General features: G+C 37.7%; 19 protein-coding genes. 4 read left to right on the top strand and 15 right to left on the bottom strand.

What is annotated here, in order from left to right; translation table 11 throughout:
• Nucleotides 1-2: 2 nt before the first annotated feature.
• The 5 genes from tal to nrdJ all read right to left on the bottom strand — a co-directional run bounded on the left by tal (nucleotide 3) and on the right by nrdJ (nucleotide 7,893).
• A complete protein-coding gene (gene tal / locus RIV7116_RS06010; protein ID WP_044291552.1) occupies nucleotides 3-1,148 on the bottom strand; it encodes a transaldolase in 1,146 nt (381 codons plus the stop codon).
• Nucleotides 1,149-1,442: 294 nt separating this feature from the next.
• Entirely contained in the window at nucleotides 1,443-2,468 is a 1,026-nt protein-coding gene (gene fbp, locus RIV7116_RS06005; protein ID WP_015117384.1) for a class 1 fructose-bisphosphatase, read from the bottom strand.
• Nucleotides 2,469-3,209: 741 nt separating this feature from the next.
• Complete coding sequence (locus tag RIV7116_RS06000) at nucleotides 3,210-3,506, bottom strand: RNA-binding protein (protein WP_015117383.1); 297 nt, start codon at nucleotides 3,504-3,506, stop codon at nucleotides 3,210-3,212.
• 655 nt (nucleotides 3,507-4,161) lie between these two features.
• On the bottom strand, nucleotides 4,162-4,374 hold the full coding sequence (locus RIV7116_RS05995; RefSeq protein ID WP_015117382.1) for a hypothetical protein: 213 nt from the start codon (nucleotides 4,372-4,374) through the stop codon (nucleotides 4,162-4,164).
• Nucleotides 4,375-4,497: 123 nt separating this feature from the next.
• Nucleotides 4,498-7,893: a ribonucleoside-triphosphate reductase, adenosylcobalamin-dependent gene (gene nrdJ / locus RIV7116_RS05990; protein ID WP_015117381.1), complete on the bottom strand. Its 3,396-nt coding sequence runs from the start codon at nucleotides 7,891-7,893 to the stop codon at nucleotides 4,498-4,500.
• Nucleotides 7,894-8,205: 312 nt separating this feature from the next.
• Here nrdJ and RIV7116_RS05985 point away from each other — a divergent pair, with 312 nt between their 5' ends.
• Nucleotides 8,206-8,787 (top strand): Npun_F5749 family FMN-dependent PPOX-type flavoprotein, encoded by a 582-nt coding sequence (locus RIV7116_RS05985; RefSeq protein ID WP_015117380.1) that lies wholly within the window; start codon nucleotides 8,206-8,208, stop codon nucleotides 8,785-8,787.
• A 318-nt stretch (nucleotides 8,788-9,105) separates the two neighbouring features.
• Here RIV7116_RS05985 and RIV7116_RS05980 read toward each other — a convergent pair whose 3' ends face one another.
• The 4 genes from RIV7116_RS05980 to RIV7116_RS05965 all read right to left on the bottom strand — a co-directional run bounded on the left by RIV7116_RS05980 (nucleotide 9,106) and on the right by RIV7116_RS05965 (nucleotide 14,637).
• Entirely contained in the window at nucleotides 9,106-11,049 is a 1,944-nt protein-coding gene (locus RIV7116_RS05980) for a hypothetical protein (RefSeq protein ID WP_015117379.1), read from the bottom strand.
• A 175-nt stretch (nucleotides 11,050-11,224) separates the two neighbouring features.
• Nucleotides 11,225-12,010, bottom strand: a complete 786-nt coding sequence (gene cysE, locus RIV7116_RS05975) for a serine O-acetyltransferase (RefSeq protein WP_015117378.1) — start codon at nucleotides 12,008-12,010, stop codon at nucleotides 11,225-11,227.
• A gap of 174 nt (nucleotides 12,011-12,184) precedes the next feature.
• The gene (locus RIV7116_RS05970) at nucleotides 12,185-12,673 is read right to left on the bottom strand and encodes a hypothetical protein (RefSeq protein WP_015117377.1); all 489 of its coding nucleotides are present in this window, start codon (nucleotides 12,671-12,673) and stop codon (nucleotides 12,185-12,187) included.
• 296 nt (nucleotides 12,674-12,969) lie between these two features.
• Nucleotides 12,970-14,637 (bottom strand): DUF3352 domain-containing protein, encoded by a 1,668-nt coding sequence (locus RIV7116_RS05965; RefSeq protein WP_015117376.1) that lies wholly within the window; start codon nucleotides 14,635-14,637, stop codon nucleotides 12,970-12,972.
• Nucleotides 14,638-14,970: 333 nt separating this feature from the next.
• Here RIV7116_RS05965 and RIV7116_RS05960 point away from each other — a divergent pair, with 333 nt between their 5' ends.
• From RIV7116_RS05960 to RIV7116_RS05950, 3 genes are all read left to right on the top strand, one after another.
• Nucleotides 14,971-15,303, top strand: a complete 333-nt coding sequence (locus RIV7116_RS05960; RefSeq protein ID WP_015117375.1) for a rhodanese-like domain-containing protein — start codon at nucleotides 14,971-14,973, stop codon at nucleotides 15,301-15,303.
• Between the two features lie 328 nt (nucleotides 15,304-15,631).
• A complete protein-coding gene (gene hrcA, locus RIV7116_RS05955; protein ID WP_015117374.1) occupies nucleotides 15,632-16,714 on the top strand; it encodes a heat-inducible transcriptional repressor HrcA in 1,083 nt (360 codons plus the stop codon).
• 211 nt (nucleotides 16,715-16,925) lie between these two features.
• The gene (locus RIV7116_RS05950; RefSeq protein ID WP_015117373.1) at nucleotides 16,926-17,603 is read left to right on the top strand and encodes a hypothetical protein; all 678 of its coding nucleotides are present in this window, start codon (nucleotides 16,926-16,928) and stop codon (nucleotides 17,601-17,603) included.
• A 54-nt stretch (nucleotides 17,604-17,657) separates the two neighbouring features.
• Here the strand turns inward: RIV7116_RS05950 and RIV7116_RS05945 are convergent, their stop codons facing one another.
• From RIV7116_RS05945 to RIV7116_RS05920, 6 genes are all read right to left on the bottom strand, one after another.
• On the bottom strand, nucleotides 17,658-18,566 hold the full coding sequence (locus RIV7116_RS05945) for an ion channel (protein WP_015117372.1): 909 nt from the start codon (nucleotides 18,564-18,566) through the stop codon (nucleotides 17,658-17,660).
• 169 nt (nucleotides 18,567-18,735) lie between these two features.
• A complete protein-coding gene (locus tag RIV7116_RS05940) occupies nucleotides 18,736-19,179 on the bottom strand; it encodes a bacterioferritin (protein WP_015117371.1) in 444 nt (147 codons plus the stop codon).
• A 954-nt stretch (nucleotides 19,180-20,133) separates the two neighbouring features.
• Nucleotides 20,134-21,087 (bottom strand): FTR1 family protein, encoded by a 954-nt coding sequence (locus RIV7116_RS05935; protein ID WP_015117370.1) that lies wholly within the window; start codon nucleotides 21,085-21,087, stop codon nucleotides 20,134-20,136.
• Nucleotides 21,088-21,273: 186 nt separating this feature from the next.
• A complete protein-coding gene (locus RIV7116_RS05930; RefSeq protein WP_015117369.1) occupies nucleotides 21,274-21,711 on the bottom strand; it encodes a bacterioferritin in 438 nt (145 codons plus the stop codon).
• Nucleotides 21,712-22,044: 333 nt separating this feature from the next.
• Nucleotides 22,045-22,845 (bottom strand): hypothetical protein, encoded by an 801-nt coding sequence (locus RIV7116_RS05925; RefSeq protein ID WP_015117368.1) that lies wholly within the window; start codon nucleotides 22,843-22,845, stop codon nucleotides 22,045-22,047.
• Nucleotides 22,846-22,995: 150 nt separating this feature from the next.
• Nucleotides 22,996-24,006, bottom strand: coding sequence for a multicopper oxidase domain-containing protein (locus RIV7116_RS05920; protein ID WP_015117367.1), 1,011 nt, complete (start codon nucleotides 24,004-24,006; stop codon nucleotides 22,996-22,998).
• Nucleotides 24,007-24,343: the final 337 nt, after the last annotated feature.

Genomic DNA, 24,343 nt, shown 5'->3' with positions numbered 1-24,343 from the left:
TATTAAACAGGCGATAATTGCTTTACTTTGTCTTCTAAGGAACTTATTAAGGATTGGAAGGGTTTGATAAACTTATCAATGCCTTCGGCAAGCAATTCGTCCATGACTGTATCGAGGTCAATGTTAATATCTGGGTCTTTGAGACTTTCGATGACTTTGTATGCTGCTTCTACGTCGGTTTCGACTCTGGACTCTACGTCGCAATGGTCCGCGCAAGCTTCGATTGTTACTGGTGGCAGGGTATTAACGGTATCTTTACCAATTAACTCATCAACGTACATAACATCGCTGTAGCTGGGGTCTTTGGTGCTTGTGCTTGCCCACAATAAACGCTGTACGCTGGCACCTTTTTCAGCTAAAGCTTGCCAACGCTTGTCACTGATAATCTTTTTGTACTCTTGATAAGCAATCTTCGCATTAGCGATCGCTACTTTTCCTTTTACAGATTTGAGTTTGGCTTCTAAATTAATGTCCCCAACACCTTTGCTTAACTTTTCGTCAATTTTTCCATCAATTTTGGAATCAATTCGGCTAAGGAAGAAACTAGCTACAGAAGAAATTTTGCTAATATCTTTACCTTCAGCTACTCGTTTTTCCAAACCGCGAATGTAAGCCCAAGCGGTATTTACATAACTATCCACGGAAAACAATAGCGTAATGTTGACATTCATACCCTCAGATATTACTTGCTCTACTGCTGGTAAACCTGCTTCTGTTCCGGGAATTTTAATCATTAGATTTTCCCTACCAACTTCTTTAAAGTAGCGTCTTGCTTCTTCAATAGTTTTTTGGGTATCGTTGGCAATAGTTGGCGGTACTTCAATGCTTACATAACCATCCAATCCATCTGTCGCTTCGTATACCGGATGCAAAATATCGCAAGCGTTACGAATATCTTCAAAAGCTAAAGATTCGTAAATTTCTTGGGTTGATAATCCTTTGCTAATCCCGGCTTCTATATCTTTATCGTAAATAGCATTACCAGCAATGGCTTTTTCAAAAATACTGGGATTCGAGGTAATTCCTTTTATACCTTGATTTTCCACCATATTTTTGAGTTCTCCGGTTTGGATAATATCGCGACTTAAATTATCCATCCAAATACTTTGGCCGAATTTGTTAATTTCTAATAATTGATTTGTGGTGATGCCCATATGGTTATATTCCACTCCAAAATTTATTTTTGTGTCTTTATCTATTAATGCTCCTAAAACCTTTGTATTGATACTCACCAAAGGAATAAAATCTACAGTGAACAGTCAACAGTCAACAGTCAACAGTGAGCAGTTACCAGTTACCAATTACCAGTGTCTTGATAATGCGAACATTAGTTTTAGTTGATCGCCGATTTAAGGTTAAAACTATCTCATGAAGATGTAAAACCATACCATAAGCCATATGAACTATTCCCTGCTCACTGCTAACTGCTCACTGATTACTGTTTAGTCACCGTTTTGAATAAAAGATTCCACCTTTGCCACATTCTCCTTACTACCGATGATTAAAGGAGTGCGCTGGTGTAGCTTTCCCGGTACAACATCCAAGATATTCATCCTACCAGTAGTAGCGCGACCACCTGCTTGTTCTATGACATAAGCTAGAGGCGCAGATTCGTAGAGCAAGCGTAATTTTCCTTCCGGTTTTTGTACCGTACCGGGGTAGAGAAACACGCCGCCTTGAACTAAAATTCGATGGATGTCGCTAACCATTGCTCCACTGTAGCGAGCCGAATAGCCTTCTGTACGGTGAACGTAGCGAACGTATTCTCTGACTGATTCTTCCCACTGCCAGAAATTTCCTTCGTTGACGCTATACACAGAACCGCTATCGGGAATCTTAATGTTTTCTTCGGTAAGTATAAATTCACCTAAGCTGGGATCGAGAGTGAAGGAATGAACTCCTTTTCCCATAGTGTAGACAAGCATGGTACTTGGGCCATAAAGGATATAACCGGCTCCAATTTGTTTGTCACCAGTGGAAAGCAAATCTTTGGCTTGTCCGTCTTTATCTTCACCTTCCTGCTGACGAATCGCGAAAATAGAACCCAAACTCAAGTTTGTATCTGTATTCGATGAACCATCTATCGGGTCGTAAAGTAAAGTATATCTACCTATTGGACAATTTTCGGGAATATAGTATGGTTCATCCATTTCTTCAGAAGCTAAGCGACACACCAAACCGCTTTGCTTAAAAACTGAGATAAACACATCGTTAGCGTAAACATCCATCTTTTTGACGGATTCTCCCTGGACGTTAACTTCCCCAGTAAAACCAAGAACGCCTTCCATTAAACCAGCGCGACTGAGATGACGAGCAACCAACTTGCCTGCAAGCGCAACGCGATTCATCAGCGCACTTAAATCTTGTGCTTGTGCTGAAAAACCTTGAAATTGCTGCAAGACATGACGCGATAAAGTTGTACAATCTCTATCTAAAGCTTTGTCTTCATGTTCTGAAGCTTGTGACATAATAATCCTTTGGCTAATTGGGCAAGTTATGGTTTGCAACGCCGGGGTTGCTGCCTCTATATTAGAAAGGTATTTTAGTAACGCAAATATGATTTTAGATAAAATAAAGAAACCATTACTTCCTCAATCTGGGTCATAACGCTTTTCTTACGCTGTTTCTGTATAATCTATACATAAAATACTATAAAAAATATGTGTTAATAGGCACTTCACTTAATCTAAATACGTAGTTTTTTTTAGTTATTTTAGTTTTTTATATATGACTACAGTCTTTGTGTAGTCTATTGCAATATATTTTTTACGAATAATATTTGCAAAAATAAGAAAACCCGACTATTGATGATATTGCCTACCATCGTTATTGTGTCGGGATTATTTCTATGAAGTTTTTCGGCAATCTAGAAATTTTGGGACATAATTTATCGCTGTTTGTATAATGCGAGAAAATACAAACAGCCAAAGTAAAAATACTCAACTAAGATTGATAAAATCCTTAGTCAGTGAGTGAGTGATTCGTAATTTAGAATTATTTAGAGCGGCACTCGACATTGTGTTTCTTACAGGATTCAATTTAAAAAGGAAATAAATAATCAAAATTTGATTCATTTCTTTTCTACTCTACCAAAACGGCTAGCTATGCGGACTAAACAGACTACACATTACTATTGAAATAGCCCGCTCCTCCATAAAGAAAACAAATTACAACCAGAGTGTTTCCGCCTCAATATAGATAATAATAATTTATTGCTCTTGGAAATCAGGCTTTCTTACAAAATCACGATTAGGGCGGCTATCTTCTTTTGGCTTAGCTTTGTTTACGCGAATTTGACGACCCATCCATTCTGCTCCATCCAGTTCAGAAATAGCTTCATCCTCTTGTGATTCTTCGCTGAGATCGACAAAAGCAAAACCGCGCATTCTACCTGTTTCGCGGTCAGTTGGTAATACAACTCTAGTAACTTCACCATAATCAGTGAACACTGCTCTCAAGTCTGCTTCAGTTGCGCGATAGGAAAGATTTCCAACGTAAATAGTCATATATGCTTAACGTTCGTTTCTAGGGACTAATAGCGAATCGCTCAGTCAAAAAGGAAAACTCAGACAGTTAGCTTCTTTTAGGCTGAAGAAAAGTCTGATTTTGCAAAAGGTTAATTATATAGTTAAAAGTCAACTTAAATAGCAGCATTAACTAAAAATGAACCATCTTTAAGACCAAACTTACTAATACGCTTTTATAGTACCCGATCGCCCTCATTTTCAAGGTGTGATATATTACAAACTTTTATAAGTTGAAATCAGTGTAACTTATATGTACTTATTTATAAAAAGCAAAGCTGTTATCCTTGGCGAATAACTGTAAAATTTATTACTAAAAATATCACGATCTATAAAGATACAATATACGACCATAGGAACCCAAGATGAAGCGATGACAAGGGAAACTAGTATTTATAATATATCAGGGAGCAAAAAAAATTGATTGTTCTTCGACAATAATTACGTATATATATTAATTTTTTATACTATCTCGACCGTTCTCAAATTGTTAATCAACTTATTGGTGTATTGACAATTAGATTGCTTGATAACAGCTTGCGCCTAAATACTTGAACAAGCAAAAGGTCTACTGAAAATCAGCAGACCTTGTTCATTTAACTATTTATTAACCAAAGCTTTCTATTAACTATTTACGTTAGTCAATTGAAATTGTTTGAGGACCGCTACCATTATGTGTCCCATTAGTAGAAGTAGGGAAATTAGTTGTATTTGTTTGTTGTGCTAACCAGCTTTTTACAGGGTCATCAGCAAGACTAAGTCTGAGTACACCAGAAACAAAACCACCCATAAATGAAGCTGGGTGCTTGGTAAATTCTTGGAATAATGGCATTAGTTCTTCAAGGAACATTTTTTTATCTCCAAAGGGTAATAAGAGTAAAGTATGCAGGAAAGTATACTTGGACGGGTAAAGATGCCTGTTGCCAAGACTTGTGTGATATACCCTTGACAACTAGTACTTTATGCTTTCATCTTACATTGGTTTTTCTTCAGGCATCATGCACTTATCAGAATCACATCCCGATGGTCCTGCTTCCATTAATTCACCGAAGTCGTAACGTTTCAATGCACTGTAAAAATTGTTGGTATCGCGGCGCTTTTCTACTTGTTGCATCAGTTCATCGTATTGTTGTTTGCTGATGGGTTCAAATGGTAAGCGAGGGAAGGTTTCATGGTCGTCGAATCTTGCCAAAAGTGCCGCGCTGATGTAGCCTTCATCGTTTTGAATCGCTTGATATATCTTATTTCCTAACTCTTCTACCTCGTTTTCTCGTACTTCAATAGTAGCTGAAGTATTATGAGTTACATAGAATTGCTGCACCTGCATGTAGAAATCCATTTGAGCGAAAGCACTGAATTTATCGATAGCGATTTGGTCAGCACCAGGTACGTCGGCCCAAGGTACAGCAACGGGAATTTCTACCAACCATTCGGTACAGCGAGAATCAAACGGGTCATTTAACAAGTTGCCGTTTTCGTCTTTGTCGGTTTGAGAAGGAACCACCGCATAACCGTAATCAATACAAGCCATCGCTACCGGGTCATTCTTGCGGAAAGTTATTCGACGAATAAACCTTTGGGCTTTGGGTGGGTGCCATCCTGGGGAAGCTCCCGTGAGCAAAGATTTGGTACCGCTGGGTTGTACTGTCGTACAGCGATTTGGGCGTTTTATATTGTTGCGATCGCAATATTCCCAAACTACCCGATGTACGATATCTTTCCACATACTCAGATATTCTTGTTCGCGACGCTTGAAGGCTAAACCTTCGTTTGTTGCAGGTCTTCCCTCCGACCACCAGCGCAACCAATCAACCCCAAAAGCACGGACAAAGAAATCAAATAAGCCAGTAAAAGATACACCGACAATTGGGTCAAGTTCGCGGCTGTATTGATAACGAGGTTCTAGGAACTTGTGATTTAACAACGCAGCAACAGATAAAGCACCTGCGGTGAAAGCTTGTTCTTGTTCTTTATGGTTTTCCGGGTCGATTTGATTTAAGTGGATTTCGCTGAGGTTACAGTGAAAATTACTACCTATAATCTCGCCACAGTTATGAGTTATACATCCGTTGGCAATAAAAGAATGAGTTAACGGAACATGAAGGTCGTAGACGGGTTCTTCTCCATATTCCTCTATGCTTTTAAGTTTGGAAGCATAGCGACTACTGATGACAGCTTCACTATAATTCCTCGATACTTTATAAGCTGCAATTTTTTCCAACCGTTCTTGTTTTTCAGGTACCAATGGGAAAGCAACTACTTTCCGAAATTGTCTTGCTCCATCTCCTGAATAAATTATTAATCTCCAAGAACCTTGATTACGACTCACTTTTTCTGTTCCATCTTTCAAGGTGTATGGAACACCTGGGGCTCCTGGTTTTTGTTTAATGATTAAACTACTCTTGATTCCTAAATTTAGTAGAATTATTTGGATTTGTGCGAGCAATTGTCTGGAACGATTACGAAGCTCAATATTTCTTCCCTTTACATTTATGCATCCATCGGCACTAAACAATCCTTGTAAGAACCCAATAATTACTTCTTTGGATTCCGTTAAAAATTTATCCGGTAAAGAATTTTTTGACTCTATACCTAATTGTTCAAAGAAGGAATGCATTACAGGTGAACCACTATGAAATGTATAGATACCTTTAACAAAACTTGGTTGATGATTATACCCAGTTAACGATTCTACTGCGGACTGGAGAACGGGAAAAACAGTTTGATACTCATGCCGATTTATATAGAATACAGCATCCTTACCTCTAGAGCCTTGATAAATAGAGCCATCACCGTATAACCAACCAAGCATTTGTGCTTGCTCAACTGTGATAGTACCTTCACCAAAAAATCCTTCTCCTTTCTGAATATAAATATTATGTTCTGAAGTCAAATCTTTAGTTGCGACCCATCCTTTATTCGTAAAGTGCTGATGGTCAGCAGTACATCTCATTTGTTGTCCATTTTTTAGTGTGACAAGATATGTGGTTTGTACACCTGTACAAAATGCTATTGCATCAGTTAATTTCACTCCTTCTAATCCTACAGAACGTAAATCAACTAAAGCTTTAAATGGCTTACCAACTAAATCTTTAATTGGGACTAATCCCTTATCTGTAGAAACTAGAGTATCACCTGAATGACATGGGTTAAGCCCATAACGTCCTAGCCGATGTTCTAATTCTTTCTCATCTAAATTAAGATGTCTTTTCTGTAACCACTGCTTTGCTTCTCCTCGGTCGTAAGCTTCTAAAAATTCAGTTTTTAATTCCTTAGTGGTTAACAAATCAACGTTTGCTCTAGCAACAGCTTCACCAGCCCATTGAATCGCACCTTCACCACTGTAATATTGTTTACGAACGGCATTAACACATTCTTCTAAAGTCGGTTTATGGTGAAATACCCTTGAGTGATTCGCCATACGCAATGCATCCCTTTCTGGGTCAATCCGCCAATTTCCATCTTCACCTTGTTGCCATAGATTTGCTTTCGCGTCTGTGAATGCGGCATCTGTATCAATTCCTTGACGGATACCAGCGCTTCTACGGATGTTGCCTGCCACAATTGTCACAGCCGCTTCATCAATCAACAAACAGCACTCAACCGAAGTTAATTTTCTGCCAACAGCTTTATTCAGAATCGCAGCACAGCGCTGATAAAGTGCGGGTAGCTTCACCGGATTAGCCATACCACCAAAACCTTGCAGCGGTTCGCCAGCTTTACGAATATCGCTGATATCAACAATTACCTCAACTTCTTCTGTAAACTGTTCGTCAGTAGATAATTCTAAAAGAGTTTGATAGGACTTTACCCAACCTTGACGGCTATCTCCGACGTAAATTGTGGCTTGATTTCCGTTTATTTCTGTTCCCGTAAATTCACGGCGCTCGTTAGCTATAGTTTTACCAATATTGCCTTCTACCGTTACCTTTAAATTATTGCGGATAGTGGGTAACTGATTAATATATTTCGGTTCTAAAATTGCTCCCGTACCGCAGCCCATCATGGCCAAATCCATCATTAACCCGAAAGCACTCCAGTCAATGACGTTTGTCGAAGTACAGTTATAAGCACCCGAAAAATTCTTCGGTTGAGCCAGCCAATTTGTGCCGCCCACCCATAACCATCTGCCACTAGGTAAAGCCTTTAAATTGCGCTGCATCTCCTCCAAAAGTAAGGCTTCATCTTGAGTTAGCTTACCCAACTCCACCAAACCTTTTAGAGTGCGATCGCACACCTGACTCCAGGATTCTCTAGTTCCTTCGGGTTGCTGACGACGGCTGTAAGTCCTGAAAAATACAGGATTAGCAGCAGGGGCTGTTTGAGGAAATTCTGCACCAACGTGTTTCCGTTCAAGCTCTCGAACCATATTTTTATCGCGTCTTTTTTCTTTCAGATTAAGACTATACGTCAAGTAGCATTACAATAAAAGACTGCATAATTTTAGAAATTACGCCAGAAAAATCAGTAAGCAGCGAGCAGTCAACAGCGAGCAGTTAGGAGCTATGACAGATTTTTGGTTCTATTTGATTAATTAATGTATATATTTATGGAATTTATCGGTTTTTCATTTTTTAGTTGCTACTACCAACCGCAATCCAAAATCCGTCTTGGTAAAGTTTGGGGGACGGAAACCGACACCCCCAACTTTACTGCAAAATCTAAAATCTAAAATTAAAAGATGTCTATTGCTCCTTGGCGCTCATTCCTAGCTAATGCTCTCAAAAAGAACCGCAGTCAACCGCATTCGCGCTATTTTCAGTTAGCAACTGTCCGCAGTGATGGAACTCCCGCGAACCGTACCGTAGTGTTTCGCGGCTTTTTAGAAGATACCAATAAATTAAAAATTATTACCGATACTCGCAGCGAAAAAATTACAGAAATAAAAAATAAATCTTCGGGAGAAATATGCTGGTATTTCACTAACACCCGCGAACAGTTCCGCATTGCTGGAAACATTATAATTATTGATGCTAATTATCAAGAATCAGAATTGATAAAAGCTCGCGAATTAACATGGCAAGACTTATCCGATAACGCTCGCGTTCAATTTGCTTGGGCACATCCGGGAGAACCTAGAGCTAACCCCGAAGCTTTTTCACCACCACAGCCAGATGAAAATAAACCCTTAAATAACTTTTGTTTGTTATTATTTGAACCTGTAAAAGTTGACCATTTAAGGTTAAGGGGAGAACCCCAAAATCGGACTATTTATCTAAGAGATGAAGCGGGCGTTTGGGATGTGAAAGAAGTTAATCCGTAATTATAATCATAATCGCCCTCACCCTCGAAGGGTGGGGCTATGGGAACAAAGCCCGCCTGCGCGGGCTGGTAATTCTTTTAGCCCACCTTACGGTGGGCTTCGTAATATTAGCCCCAGGCTTATAGCCTGCGGGCTTTTTACATCTTGCACTATTATCAAAACCGCCGGGGAATGCAATTCCCCGTCTAATAGCAAAAGTCATCTAAAGATGACTGGCAAGACTTTTAGTCTACTTTAGTAGACTTAGTTTATTAGCCTTGGAATTGATTCCAAGGCGTTTGGAAAGCCTGATTTTAGTCATGTAAGAATGAAATCAAACTAACTATTCCAAGCTTTATAAAAATCTTGATAACTCATCTTTTCCGCACAATCCCACATAAATTGATAAACTTCATCGTAACGAGAAGAATTGCTGTAATAAAACTTTTCGCTGAGATATGCTTTCAAAGCTGTAATTATTTCTGAGAAATACACTTGTTTAGTAATTGAGTTGACATTACTCCATACTTGAAAAAAACGTTCTTCTTCAGAAGTCATATATCTTGAAGTTTTATACTCATGATCTAAAGGCAGCTTTTTATCTTTTGCAATTGCATCTAGTAAATTTTGAATCCCTAAAGCAATAGCTTCATCGATGAGAACCCTTGTTGTTTTATCTTCTTTTACTATCTTATCCAGATAATTATCAGGTAATAATCTTTTGTATCCTAACAATACTCCAATATTTTCCTTGCTATGTAATTTAATCAGAATACTCATTGCTTGTTGGTAATGGCTTTCTAGCTGTAATAAAATAGTTGCTGCTTTTTCTCCTATCCAAATATTTTGATGAGTTTCCATAATTTCGACAAGAATAGAAACTGCAATTTCATTATCTGGCTCAAGTTGCAAAATTGCTTCAGCAACAGCAATTTGGATGCAAAGATCACTACTCCTATTTTTCTTTAAGAATCTGACAAAAATAGCTATAACTTTTTGATAGACTACTAAATCTACATGTCCGTCAAAAAATATATTTCTAAGAGCATAAATTGCTAAAGATGAAGTTCTGACATCAGGTGTTATCGAAAGACAAACATCAATATCTATATTCAAGTTTCTTTCTATAAAAGAAAATAAGCTTGAAATAACATCTTTATCGCTTGGATATAGTTGTACTAAAGATGTTATTATTCTACGATGTAAATATAGCTCGTTGTCACCACAAATTTCTAAAGAATCCAAGTCATCTAAAAAAACATTTTCATAACTCTCCAAAATCCCAATTAAAGCTTCCTTAACTCCAGCTTGATTACAATCAAATTTTCCTAAACTTGCAGCAATTTCAGCACGAAGAACATCATCTCTACAGGTTTTCAATCTTTCAGATAAAACTTTGATAGCAGCTTGATTTTGAGAATCTATTTCTTGTAAAAATTCTACAGTTTTAATCAAAAGATATAATTCTTGAGTACTTTCAAGAAGATAAACCAAAGCATCCTTCGCAACTTCATTACCGCTATCAATCAACAACAAATTCTTTGCAGCATCAAAACAAATTCTGTCACCTCGATTTATCTGCAAAAATTTCTCTAGCGCTAGGGTTGCGATTTGATTTCCCCAACCAATTTTTCCCAAAGTCTTAATCGCTTCACAACAAAGATTTTTATCCTCGGTTGTTTGCATCAACTTAACAACAGTATTTATTGCTGCTTGACTTCCAGCAGCAATTTTTGAAATGCTTTTACAAATACTTAAAAGTCTGTAATTATCTGTCGTCACATCCAGCAGTAAAATCAAAGCAGCGATCGCCATCTTATTTCCCGCATCCAATTCACCCAACTTCACTGCAGCAGACTGCAAAGTTAATCGACTCGGAGTATTTCGCAGCAATTTTTCAAAAGCTCCGATAACTCTTGTTTTGTCGGTGACTTGCAAAGCTTTTCTTGCAGTTTCTACCAAAGGATGAGGAAAAAGCTGCCAGCCAAAATATAGGTAGCTCCAATCAAGCAACTGTTTAACAATTGCATCACCAAAACTAAATTCAGGAAAATAATTTAAAGCTTCTGCGGCTAAGAAATAAGCACGATATCGATAAAAATCACCGCAATCGTCATCAAAATTAACAAGCACCCGAATCAAGTCTTCTTTCTGCTGTTTAGGAATATCTTCTCTACTAAACCAATACAGAATTGCAGCTTTATAATCGGGCGCAAAAATGCGGTAATTAATTTGTTCGGGATTATTTAGTTCGTAATCAAAGAAATATTTCCAATCATTCATTTCCCCCTACCCATCTTCATGTGGGACGTAAAGGACATATTTTTAAGATATCACAGTTGGAAGAGAGGGGGGGGGAGAGGGGGTAGAGGGGGTAGATTAAATAATCAACTCCAAAATGTTCACTGTTCACTGATGATCCACACCCTCCGAGTGAACAACTGATAACTGTCAACTGTCAAATCCCCGAGCCATCCAAAAATTCATCTATGGCTTTATCTTCCAAACGGCATTGGGTATGATGCCCTGTCGCATGGGTTTCTAAAATATGACTTGCAACATGATTTTCTTTAAAAGCGACATTTGTAACTTTCTCTGAAACGCTTTGCTGCTTCTCTTGTAAATTTTCTATTTGTTGCTCTAATTGCTCGATTCTATCTACTAGAGCACGTATTGCTTGAGCTTCAGCATCTGGTAAACTTCCGTGTTCGAGTGGGTCAACTTTAACACCAGAACGGTAAACTATTCTACCTGGAACGCCTACTACAGTACAGTGAGATGGCACATCTCGCAAGACAATAGAACCCGCACCTATACGCACGTTGTCACCGATTTGAAGATTTCCAAGTACTTTTGCACCAGCACCCACAACAACGCATTCTCCTAAAGTGGGATGCCGTTTACCAGTTTCTTTTCCGGTACCGCCCAAAGTTACACCTTGGTAAATCAGCGCATAATCACCAACAATGGCGGTTTCACCAATTACTACACCCATTCCATGATCGATAAATACACCTTTACCAATAGTTGCTCCAGGATGGATTTCAACACCAGTCAAAAAACGTGCCAAATGAGAAGTTAAACGAGGAAGGAAAGGAATTCCGACATTACGCATCCAGCGGGCTATTCTATGCATTAGCAAGGCTTGCAAACCGGGGTAGCAAAATAATACTTCTAACCAGTTACGAGCCGCTGGATCGCGTTCAAATATAATACGGAAGTCAGCAATAAATGTTGATAACACGAGTTCGCACCCTCGGAAAGCCTTTATACGAAATATTGTCTATATTACAGTCCTATGGGAACAAGGGGATAGGGAAGATAGGCAGACAAAAATAATTTTAACCTTTGACTTTTAACCTCTTACCTATACCTAATTCCTACTTACATTGTAATTCATTAGTACGGGATTTTGGAACTATTCCTGCAAAGAAAGCTTGTAATTTCTTCTTGTTCTTGCTTTAAAGCTTCCTACCCAGATTCGATAAGTTCCAGCTTTCCAGTTTTTGCCGTTGATGCTAGCGTCTTTATTTCTGCCGGTATCGTCACCGCAGCGGACTGTATCCTTATTTGGCCCAACTATTAGTAAAGTAGTATCGGAGCCACCAGTGTCAACTTTGATATTTAATTTCGGAAAATCTTTCTCTAAAACTAAAATGTGATCGGGCTTTGGATCTGCGAAACCAATGCACAAATTGCGATCGCGATCGCGTTTGCTGACTGCGGACAAGGAGTAGGAACCGCCGGTATAACCTGTAACTGTTTTTTTAACAGATTCGGAGTTTGGAGATAAGCTAATTTTGCCAAAAAAGGAAGTATTTGCTGTTACGGGATTAGAAATAATAACAGTAAATAGGCTTGTTAGGCAGCTTAGAGTTAATGCTATTTGGGAGCGACACGATTTCATACATACACTTCCCGGAAGATTGTGATTAGTTCTTTTATATACAAGCTAACGAAAGCCAATTTCGGATTCCAAAACTTTGTGACAGCTTTGTATCCGTACACTTATTAGACCAAATAGTAAACTATAAATCAAAGGTCTAAAGAATGAATTTATGTTTTTGTGACTTCTATCAAAAGTTGCATCAGCATACAATTAATTTTTCATGAATTAAGCTGTAAAAGATTAAAGTTTCATTAAAGTTTGCTGAGAAAAAGTAATATTTAACTCCTAACTCCTAACTCCTAACTCCTAATTCCCTATTCATTCAATAAAAAGAAAACACCAGCTTTAAGTAGTTTCTGATTGCTGTCATAACTACTAATAGTAAATGACTGTAGTTTATCCAGAAAAGGTTTGCCGATTATTTCTGCAAATTTAAGTATAGGCAATTGGCTTTCTATATAATTTCTACTTTTGTCCCAATCTATATAAACGTATCCTTGGTTTGGTTGGGGAATTGCTGCAATGCTGTCTTTGAAACTACGATTATCTTTGAAGAAATTATCTTGTTTGTTAAGAGATTTATCCATTGCTTCAATGGAAGAAGTAAAAATATCGTAATCAGCTATAGTAGTATGCGCCCCCAATACTTTTGCTTGAATACTTAAGTCAGATGCTTTGTTACCTATAGTTGTAAGTTGTGTCCAAGCAGAAATTGTCTGCTCGTTTAAATCAATTGGACTAACTGTCAGTCCGTTTTTAGAAGCGATTTCATCTAAATGCAAACTATCGGATGGATTTGTTGAAGATTTCTTTGCCACAAAAACCCAATCGGGTGTTTTATTTTTATTGTTGGGTAATAAAGCGATAGCATATTCTTCTTTTACCAAGCTGAAAATATCTTCTTGTAAATTTATTCCCCAACGTGTTTCTAGATTGGCTAAAGGCTTAGTTATCTGAGAAGAAATATCTTCTCCCGATTCACCAGATATTGCTGCTGTAATTTGTTGCCAAAGTAAAGCTAAATTGCTGTTATTTAAATTGCTCAAATCTCTTCCTGCAATTACCAAACCAGAATCTACAGGAATATATGAGAGCGCTTCTACTTCTTCAGATAAGTTTTTGGCGGCGGGTATTGATGAATTCGCGAATAAACTAGTTTCTGCGAACAAACCTGAAGATTTAGGAATTAAAGAAATCAGTTGAGTGTTATAAGTTAAAGGCGATGATAAATTGAAACCTTGCCATTTTGCCACAGATGGAAGATTAAGAAAGGTGATGGCTTGAGTTTTGTCATTTAATTGTTTGATAGCTTGTTGATAATTATCCAAGCTAGCTAAACTTAAACCCGGTGCTTGCAGATTGTTGATTGCTTCTCGCAGAATTTTGATATCGTTGGCGAACAATACAAAATTATCACCTACAACCGTTGCCGCTAAAGGTTTGTCAATGTCCCCGGTTTGTGGAATATCGGAAATTAGTTTGACTCCTTTATATTGTTCCACAACTAAGGAAGTTCCAGTTAAAACTCGTTTGGAAAATAAAAGTTCAATAAACTCTCTACTTAAAGAAGCATCTTTTGTGCCGAGTACCGTTAGATAACCGGGTTGCTTTCCGTTTGCCTTATCTCTATCAATATCATCAGTGGTGACGGCTAAAGTAATTTCATTTTCCAACCAAGGCTGAACATCTTTTTTATATTCAAGCCCGGTATTATCTAATAAACTTTCTTTAAGCTTCGACAGCTTGATGCCACCACTTAATACATCGAAGCGATTTGGATTTACAAGCATTGAAACCGTTGCAGGTGCTTGTTTAGAAATAAAGACAGCAGCATTCGGCAGATTTTGACTGTTCCCGACTGTATTTAGAGGATTTTTATTTAACAACCCATTACAGCCAGCGATACCAGTTAACAGCAGCATCATAATAGTTACTGCTGCCAAACGAAATAATGATTGTTGACGACTTATAGCTTTTTTCACACCAACCCCATTGCGGCAAATAATCCCCAATCACTATTAAAGCGTGTACTGGAAAAAATAGTAGCGCTATCTGCAATTGAAAATCCGGTGCAGACAAGTTTCTTGAGAAAAATATATGCTGACGTTGCTCCTTGCAAAATCTTCAACTCAGCAAAATTAGGAATAATTACTTACATATGTTGAGCAAATTTGTCAAGATGTAACCAATTTATCTTGATTATCGTCAAAGCCTTTGAACAGTGCTGATGCTAAGAGGCGAATTTTCTGTCAACATAATAAATATATAGATTTTTTTTATAAATTCCTCATCAGGGGAATAACCTTAGTCAAATCATGAATCAAATTACTGTAGAAGAACTCGCAAAACGTTTGTCTTCTTCGGAGTCTTCAGTTCAACTTGTAGACGTGCGCGAGCCGCAAGAAGTCAGCACGGCAAGTATCACGGGTTTTATTAATTTACCTTTGAGTCAATTTGCCGACTGGAGTAACGATGTTCACAGTCGTTTAGAACCCGACAAGGAAACTTTAGTTCTGTGTCATCACGGTGTTCGTTCCGCTCAAATGTGTCAATGGTTAACATCCCAAGGCTTTACTAATGTGAAAAACATTACCGGAGGCATTGATGCATATTCAATGTTGGTCGATCCTTCAGTTCCTCAGTATTAAACGTCGAAAGTTAAAGGTGTTAATACTTACTAGCTGCGGAAAATTATTTTATTAGTAGTAAGTAATTCGTAGCTATACATACCCCATTCTGCGAAACAATCTGAGAAAATACGTAATATATACATTTTATAATGTATTTAAATTACAAGTTATTTTGTATTGAATAGTACTCCTACTCAGGACAAAACTATTTGTAAATGTAAAGGTATTGCAGTACACCATAATGATTCGTCGGCTCAGGCTTAATCATTATTAAATATCAAGTAAGAAGATTAAAAGATTTGTTTTTTAAGAATTGATAAAAACTGTGTTTAAACAGCCAATCCCTATGCAAGTCCAGCTGACAAATCGACAACAACACATACTTTGGGCAACAGTACGACATTATATAGCGACAGCAGAACCTGTTGGATCTAAAGCTTTGGTAGAAGAATTCAACTTAGGCGTAAGTTCTGCAACAATTCGTAATGTAATGGGAGCCTTGGAAAAAACTGGACTGCTCTATCAACCACATACTTCTTCAGGAAGGGTACCTTCAGATTCTGGCTATCGAATTTATGTAGATAATTTGATAACCCATAATGAAAATTTAGAAAAGGAGGTAGAAGCAGCACTACAGAAACGCTTAAAGTGGGAAGATTGGAGTTTAGAAGCGCTATTGCAAGGGGCGACACAAATTTTGGCAAGTTTGAGTGGTTGTGTAAGTTTAATCACAATACCTCAAAATAATTCGTCTGTACTGCGGCATTTACAGCTAGTTCAAATTGAGACAGGACAGATAATGTTGATTGTCGTAACTGAGGGTTACGAAACTCATTCAACTTTAATGGACTTGCCCTCCGCACCAGAAGGGAATCAGCCAGATGTAGAATTAATAGACAGGGAATTGCAAATTGTTTCTAACTTTTTAAACAGTCAGCTACGCGGTAAAAGTTTAATGGAATTAGCTGTACTTGACTGGAGTCAGTTAGATTTAGAATTTCAGCGCTACGGTGAATATTTAAAAACATCCCTTGTCGAATTGAATCGTCGCACCTTTTCCCCAACTAATACCCAAATCATGGTGCGTGGTGTATCCGAAGTTTTGCGACAGCCAGAATTTTCTCAAATACAGCAAGTGCAAACTATAATTCAGCTACTTGAAGAAGAACAAGAGCAATTATGGCGGCTGATATTTGACGAAACAGAATTAGAACAATTAGATAAACCACATGTGACAGTCCGTATTGGTTCGGAAAATACCCTAGAACCCATCCGTACTTGCACCTTAATTTCATCTACCTACCATCGGCATTCGATACCAGTAGGAAGCGTAGGAGTTTTAGGTCCCACAAGACTTAATTACGAAAACGCGATCGCGCTTGTTTCCGCAGCTTCAGAATACCTCTCCGAAGCAATCAGTCAACAGTAAGCAGTGAATAATAGCAAGTAAAGCATGATGATGGAATGATGTCATGATCGGTTAATGTGATGATGATTTTTTATTTTCTTCCCCCTCTTCCCCCTCCTCCTCCTCTTCAACCATAGGTAATCTTCTAAGGGAACAGGAGTCATCTCCGCTAATGCCCCATGACTTCGGTATTATCAAAGAACAAACCTTCTTAGTGCTATAGATAATACCGATGAGAAAAGTTCTATTTTGGTCAATTTGGGCTGGATTTGCTGTATATGCTTTTGTTTTTGCTCCTCCAAATCAACCCGATACTTTTGAATTAATTAAAAATCTTTCAACTGGACAATGGGAAGGAATCAACCCTTTGATAGTTTCGCTATTTAATTTAATGGGTGTATTTCCTTTAATTTACGGTTGTATGCTATTTATTGATGGCAAAGGACAAAAAATACCGGCTTGGTTGTTCGCATCTTTTTCTTTTGGTGTAGGTGCTTTTGCTTTAATACCTTATTTAGCTTTACGGGAAGCAAACCCCGATTTTATTGGTAAGAAAAATATTTTTCTCAAGCTTTTAGATTCCCGGATAGTTGGTATTGTTTTGAGTATTGGAGCCATAGTTTTGGTATCTTACGGTTTACAGGGAGGAAACTGGAGTGACTTTTTTCAACAATGGCAAACTGACCGTTTTATCCATGTAATGAGTTTAGATTTTTGTATGCTTTGTCTGCTTTTCCCCGCACTTTTAGGAGATGATATGGCAAAACGAGATATGAACAACCCAGTTTTATTTTGGTTAGTAACCCTAATACCTTTATTTGGTCCTTTGGCTTATTTATCCATAAGAAAACCGTTACCGGATGAGACTTTCGACGAAGTAGTTACTAAGCAAAAAGCAGTGGTCAATTAGGTTAAAGGTCAAAGGTCAAAGGTTAAATAATTTCTAACTCCTAACTCCTAACTTCTAACTCCTAACTCCTAACTCCTCTAACGCTATAGCATCGTGAAAGCAATTATAGTCAACACTGCGCTTACCATTGCGGGTTTTAGATAGAATATCAACAAACTTGTGATTCCAAAGAATTTCTGTAGGAATATAGGAATGATGAGCGTGGATATTATCAGAAACGGTTTGGTCAATTCCCGTTAAAGTTATTAATATTTCCATCTCTTTTTCCTGCATTTCCTCTAAAGTTATACCGTAAAGAGGACTGCTATTATTTATCGGATGCATGACTGTCCAAGTTAAAGCGAAAAGTGATGATTGATTGCGAAATAGTGGTAGTTTATAAAACCTTCGCATCGCTTCTCCTTCTTCGGTTATTTCGTTGGTTACTAAGCTGACATTAACTTGAGCTTCCAGAATCCAGCTTTGACGCTCGTTGGCTACTCGGAACATTAAAGTCGGTACATCATTATGAGGTTTAACTACTGCAATACGGCTAAACATAACTCGCGCTTTAGGAAGAGAAAAGCGAGCAAAAACTAAACCGCTCCCTACCGATACAGCCAAAAGACCTAGCAAAGCTTCAATAGCAACTAAAAGATTGGCAAAAAGCGTTTTAGGATACATTGCACCATAGCCGATAGTAGCCATAGTTTGAACGCTGAAAAAAAATGCGTCGAAGAAATCACCTTCACGCATATTTTCTATTCCATTTCCTGCTGTTAAATATAAAAAGGCAAAGAAAATATTAGTGATTATATAACCCGCGCCTACGACAGCAAATAGCTTTACCCAGGAAAGAGTTAGCGATGCATGGTATAAATCGTCCCAATCAAACTTAGATACCCCTTTACGAACAACGTTGAAGTCTCCATCAGGATTAACTAAGCGACGTACTGAAATTTTTCTTCGGTGAGTTTCACTCATTGATTGTTAAATCAAAGACAAATAAAAATTGTGCTCCCCTACATTATCTAATGTCGAGGAACACAATCTAAAGATTGGGAATTGGGAATGGGTAATTGGTAACTGGTAATTGAGAATATTTCGAGTGCAAGTTGATTCTTATGATTTATAACTCATAATTCCTAACTGTTCACTGTTCACTGTTCAAACCGTCTATCATTTCTGCCAATTCTTGAGCATGATGACCTTCTTCATGAATCATATTAGTAACAAATTTTTCTATATCACTGTTGCTACCTTTGAGTGTATCTAGCAGTTTTTCATAAAGCCCTAAAGCTTGTTTTTCATGTGCTAAACTTGCATTTAATATATCTTTTACCGAATAGCTTTCAAGTTCTGCAATAGGTGTAATGCGCGGTTGAGGATTTCCATTAATACTTACTAAAGCTTCTCCTACTTTTTGAGAATGAAACAGCGATTCTTCTGCTTGTTCTCGAAGAAAATCAACAATTTCATTTTTCTCGCTATTGTTTACCATCAACGAGTAAGTTGTGTAGCGAACCACTCCTGCTAATTCAAACTCTAGAATTTGTTGCAGGAAATTAATAGTTTTGTCTCGATTAAATTGCATCATTTGAGTAATGGTTCCACCATGAAGAAATTAACTACAACAATTCTTTTTAGACTTAATATGCTTGCCAAAGGTAAGCCACAAAAATCCGCAACAATTCACGTTCAAGAATTGCTGCACAAAATATTCTCAAATTTGAGTTTTAGCTAAGAGAATGTTTTGATACGAGGTATTTTTTAGACGGAATTGCGGTTTATAAGCCTCTCTCATACCAGGAGAAAGATGAATAAAAAACGCGAACGCTTTTATGCCAAGAGGTTACACGTCTAGTTATTGACTTTCCCACTCATCCTCTTACTACTAACTACATATCTGTAAAGACAAGAAATTTACAGTTTCAAATACCTTGATTTATATAACGATTACTCTAGTACATTTCAATACTATTCTGATGTAGCATAAATAAATTACTGATAGACTATATAAAAATATATAACTATAGCAGACTAACTATTTATACCGCTGCGGCAGATAAAATGTAAAAAAGAAGTAATGAGATTAATAGGGAAACACGCCGTCTTTTTAACTGAATGAAGTTGTTAACTTCTTCTTTGTTACTTAATCTAAGTATACTGGTTTCAAAATGCAAAAAAAGTAAGATTATTGCAAATTCGGTTGTATATAAATTTCCTAAAATTCTCTCGGGAAAGGTTTAAGAAAAAGTTTTGTGATTGTTAATTGTATTGGTTTTCTGTAGACTGCAATACAAACAAAATTGTCAATACCGAAAAGTGAAGGATGCTCATCCTACCAGAACATGTTTGGTATGGGGTATGTGAATAATAGCAATCAACCCCGTGTTGCAGTTAAACTCAATACTTCAATATAAGGATAAAAATATTTTTGCGTGACTTGGAGTTTTTTTTTGATCGGCAGCTGCATCAGCGATGGATTGTTTTGAATAGCGTTCTGCAATTTTGCGCCAAAATTTAGTTGAATGGTTGATTGTATCCCCGATTATTTGACTGATTGACTAGCAGGAATTTTATTTTTAACAGGAGATAAATTACCTGCAATGCTGCGTAAATACAAGCCACCAACAGATAATAAAAACGATAGATATGCGACAGCTTGAACTAAATATAAATGTTCTCTATAGCCAAATAATACTTTGAGAATTACTCCTGGAAACTTTTTATCTGGTAATATATTTGATGCGTTCCAAACCATCGGACCTAATACACAAGAGTGAATTTCTTGCATACTTTGATTATAAAAACAAATATTTTCCCAAGTACTATTTGTAAGAGCTAAAGCTGCAAAAGCCTGGTCAAATTTGCGTAATCCTCCAACAACTAAACCCGCAACAATCAACACCAGAAAAATACCCATCACTTGGAAAAACTGGCGGATATTGATTTTTACTCCAAATTTAAATATCAGCGTACCAATTAACGTTGCAGTTGCGATTCCAGCGATTGCTCCGATTGTTGGAACTAAACCCTCTTGAAAATTTGAAGCGATAAATAAGACAGTTTCAAAACCTTCTCGCACTACAGCAATTAAAACTAAAGTAAAAACCCCCCAACCGGCGTTAGAGTCTGCTTTCAACGCATCCTGTACGGCTCCTTCAACTTCAGCTTTCATAAATTTGGCTTGCTTTGTCATCCAGATAAGCATCCAACTGAGCATTACTATGGCTATAACGCTGAATCCTGCTTCCATTAAAGGTTTAACTATAGGGGCATATTGAGGATTTATTAACCCCGCAACTTGAATTATCGAAGCGAAAAATATTCCAATAAGCGCACTTACTATAATCCCAACTGCTACGCCAGCATAAACCCAAGAATTAAGTCGGGATTGTTTAGCTTTGGCAAGCATTGCCAGTACTATACCCACTACTAAAGCCGCTTCTACTCCCTCTCGGAGAGTTATTAAAAATGTCGGTAGTGCTGCACTAAAGTTCATTTACGGTTAGTTGCTAGTTGCTATTTGTTAGTTTTTGGGCATTGGGCATTGGGCATTGGGCATTGGTAATTAGGAATTGGGCATTGAAAGTAATAAATTTATTGTAGCGAGTAGGGAATTACCCATTACCTATTACCTATTACTTATTACCTATTACCTATTACCCATTGCCCATTACCTTTTTAATTAACTAAAATCGCGTAACATTTTTTTCAATTCGAGATTGTGCATCTCCTCTTGTCCAATCATGTTACGAGCAAATTCCTCTAAGTAAATGCTGGCGTTCTCAACTGTATGTAAAAACTTTTTATACAGGTCTAAAGCAGTTTGTTCGTGGGATAAGCTTTCTTCCAAGATATCCTTAACTTTATGCTTATAGGTTTCTTCCATTGGCGCAATTTTTAGGCTTGGATGCCCGCCATCTATTCCTGTAAGAATTTCTCCTACTTGTTGAGCATGAAGTAATGATTCACTAGCTTGTGCCTTGAAAAAATCCACAATGGGAATGCGATAAGGACCAGTCACCATCAAGGAATAATGCGTGTAGCGCACTACCCCTGCTAGTTCAAATTCCATGATGGCGTTTAAGAGGTCAATTGTCTTTTTACTGTCGAGTTCTTGCATCAGTTTGCAGAATTGGCGAAGAGGTTTATAAGTAGCGATTGTTGAGCGAAGCTGGTGTGCAGCCACGATTGTGTAATGCAAAAAATTTTAAAATATTGTAGTGCTTTAACAAAGCCTGTCCCCAAGGACATGTATCTTGCTCGCTAACAATATACAAATTAAATGCGTAACAACTTAATATGTTAGGAGAAATTTAGCGATAAATTTGAAGTTCAAAATATAACTTCTAAATTTTGCTTTTCTTCCTAATTTTCACTCAACTTTAACCAATTTTAAACTCTTCTTAAGCTTAAGCTTGCTCAAAACAATCAGTTTTGATTAATTTGTTTGTTCTCAAGTGCTGGAACTATTGATGGTTTTTTGAGCATTTTCTTTGATGGTACCTACCAATTTAGCGACTTCTTCTGGTGTTTTTGCAGGTGCTGATGGAGGAATTACGCTCGGCCAAGCTTTTGCTAGTTCGCTCATGCTGCTGCTAATAGCTTTATCTGCTTCGGGATGCGCTGTCTGCATTTGAGCCGAAATTCCTTCATACAAATCTTGAGCATAAATCACGAAACCACGAGAATCTTGATATTCAATATCTTCGACGATTTTACCATTAGCGATCGCTGCTTCGTATTCTTCTTTGGCTGTATCTAGCACCCCATCAATGGCAGCAAGGACAAACTCGGGTTGCTTGCGTTTTTCTTCTGGTACTGCTGCTATTGCTCCATCGACTGCTTCCATTGCCGATGTCAAGCTAGTTGCAACTTGTGCATCTTTGGGTTTGGCTTTGACTAAATCTTCCAAATTATTCAAAGTAGTTTTAAATTCTTTGACGTTCTTTTGTTTAAGTTGCTCTTCCACATCGGAGTAAATTTCCTCAACTGGGTGTCCGATATGAGGTTCGGCTTGTTTTGGCTCGTTTTTATCTAATAATTCCTTCGCCACCAAAAGATGCCCTTTCATCAATGCCATTTTAGTCATATAGTCTACATCTGCCGCTTCGCCATTTTGACTCGCTTGACTTTGTTCGACTGGAGCAGTTGTAGCCGTATTTTCTGCTGTTGGACTACTATCACCCATACAAGAACTCAGGGTAACTACTGCAAAAGCCGCAGCAGCTAAACATATATAGCGAATTGGTTTCATAAATCTTGCTCCTAAATAAGTTCGAGCCAATATCAGTTGCGCTTGTTTGACACTGTGTCGTTTTTAACTTTCGGTATTATCCCTTTAGTGAAATCTTTTATCAACTAGTTCAGATAAATATTTGAAAAAATTAATAAATAATCTATGTTTTTATCGACCGTTATTGCTTCTCTCGATGACTTCAAAGTTTCCCATACAGCCATGCTCTGCGGTTATATCTTGATGGGGATGGAACATATATTTACCCGTGTACTTATATGAAAATTCCAAAATATGTCTTTCCGCAGTCCCCATAGTAATTACATCAGTTTCGTGAGTTGGTTTTAGAGTCATCCCTGTAGGATAAACTTTGAAAAAATTAGCATGGATATGGAATGTTGCTGCTTCATCGAATTCAATCATGTTGAGCACGTACAGCCTAACCAACTGATTTCGATAGATGCGGATGGGATGATCTAAATAATATTCAGGTATGCCATTAAAAGCATATAATTCATTTTTACGGTCATTATTAATGTCATATCCAGCCATTATCAGCACCATTTCATCTGCCGGAGGGCGAGGTGATGGTGGATCGACGATAAACATCCCGTACAAACCTTTACTTATGTGACGGGTAACTGGTTCTATATGACAGTGATACAAATGAACCCCATACGGTTCTGCATTAAACTCGTAAATCGTCTCCTTACCATTCCTTACAGGAAGAACTCCATCTGACGAAACAGGATGAGTTCCATGAAAATGCATGGAATGAGAATGTCCCCCTTGATTGCGGAAGATAATCCGGACGCGATCGCCTTCTGTAGCCCTGAGTGTAGGACCGGGGACTTGTCCGTTATAAGTCCAAACATTGAAAGAAACGGCGCTATTTAAATCAATCGTCTCATTAGTAGCGGTTATACGGAATTCCCGGATTTTACGCCCGTTTTCTCGCTTAATTGTGCCGTAGTCAAAATTTCTTAATACCTTCATCGGGTTATTTTCCTCAGAAGGTATATTCGTATCGATTGGTGGTATTTTAATTTGCGATTTGCTTATTCGATTAAATGAAAGCCACAGCAATCCTGCACCCGATGCACCAGCCCCTACCAATCCCAGCCTTAATAATTGACGACGACTCCAAATTTCATCTTTGTTTGGAACAAAGTTATTGGGCATGGTATTGCTATTACTAATCTCTACTAGTTGATAAGTATTTTCAAATATCTTTAGGAAATGAGTATAGGCTAGTTAAGATATATTGTCAATAAATATAGATTTTAAGATATTGCCATAATTAAGTAGTGGTGCGTGATACTACGAGCCTTATTCTCAGGTTCAAGATGGTTGAAAATGTCATATTCCCTACAATCAGTATGTGCTAATTGGGTCTATTTCTATTAGTTCAATTGACAAGTAATTCAAACTATAAATAAACCAAGTTTTCTTGACTATTAACTTGCTAAATTCTGCCATTTGGCTCTTTGTCTTATAAAGTCAACTAAAAAAAACTAAT

It is taken from the genome of Rivularia sp. PCC 7116, from assembly GCF_000316665.1.
Taxonomy (GTDB): Bacteria; Cyanobacteriota; Cyanobacteriia; order Cyanobacteriales; family Nostocaceae; genus Rivularia.
Note: the sequence above shows the minus strand (reverse complement) of the source record. Positions and strands in the feature narration are given on the sequence as shown.

What these genes read in the sequence shown, in the direction of transcription:
- fbp (WP_015117384.1), bottom strand. Translation starts at nt 2,468, where the DNA reads ATGTCACAAGCTTCAGAACATGAAGACAAAGCTTTAGATAGAGATTGT.
- RIV7116_RS06000 (WP_015117383.1), bottom strand. Translation starts at nt 3,506, where the DNA reads ATGACTATTTACGTTGGAAATCTTTCCTATCGCGCAACTGAAGCAGAC.
- RIV7116_RS05995 (WP_015117382.1), bottom strand. Translation starts at nt 4,374, where the DNA reads ATGTTCCTTGAAGAACTAATGCCATTATTCCAAGAATTTACCAAGCAC.
- nrdJ (WP_015117381.1), bottom strand. Translation starts at nt 7,893, where the DNA reads ATGGTTCGAGAGCTTGAACGGAAACACGTTGGTGCAGAATTTCCTCAA.
- RIV7116_RS05985 (WP_015117380.1), top strand. Translation starts at nt 8,206, where the DNA reads ATGTCTATTGCTCCTTGGCGCTCATTCCTAGCTAATGCTCTCAAAAAG.
- RIV7116_RS05980 (WP_015117379.1), bottom strand. Translation starts at nt 11,049, where the DNA reads ATGAATGATTGGAAATATTTCTTTGATTACGAACTAAATAATCCCGAA.
- RIV7116_RS05970 (WP_015117377.1), bottom strand. Translation starts at nt 12,673, where the DNA reads ATGAAATCGTGTCGCTCCCAAATAGCATTAACTCTAAGCTGCCTAACA.
- RIV7116_RS05960 (WP_015117375.1), top strand. Translation starts at nt 14,971, where the DNA reads ATGAATCAAATTACTGTAGAAGAACTCGCAAAACGTTTGTCTTCTTCG.
- hrcA (WP_015117374.1), top strand. Translation starts at nt 15,632, where the DNA reads ATGCAAGTCCAGCTGACAAATCGACAACAACACATACTTTGGGCAACA.
- RIV7116_RS05950 (WP_015117373.1), top strand. Translation starts at nt 16,926, where the DNA reads ATGAGAAAAGTTCTATTTTGGTCAATTTGGGCTGGATTTGCTGTATAT.
- RIV7116_RS05945 (WP_015117372.1), bottom strand. Translation starts at nt 18,566, where the DNA reads ATGAGTGAAACTCACCGAAGAAAAATTTCAGTACGTCGCTTAGTTAAT.
- RIV7116_RS05940 (WP_015117371.1), bottom strand. Translation starts at nt 19,179, where the DNA reads ATGATGCAATTTAATCGAGACAAAACTATTAATTTCCTGCAACAAATT.
- RIV7116_RS05935 (WP_015117370.1), bottom strand. Translation starts at nt 21,087, where the DNA reads ATGAACTTTAGTGCAGCACTACCGACATTTTTAATAACTCTCCGAGAG.
- RIV7116_RS05930 (WP_015117369.1), bottom strand. Translation starts at nt 21,711, where the DNA reads ATGCAAGAACTCGACAGTAAAAAGACAATTGACCTCTTAAACGCCATC.
- RIV7116_RS05925 (WP_015117368.1), bottom strand. Translation starts at nt 22,845, where the DNA reads ATGAAACCAATTCGCTATATATGTTTAGCTGCTGCGGCTTTTGCAGTA.
- RIV7116_RS05920 (WP_015117367.1), bottom strand. Translation starts at nt 24,006, where the DNA reads ATGCCCAATAACTTTGTTCCAAACAAAGATGAAATTTGGAGTCGTCGT.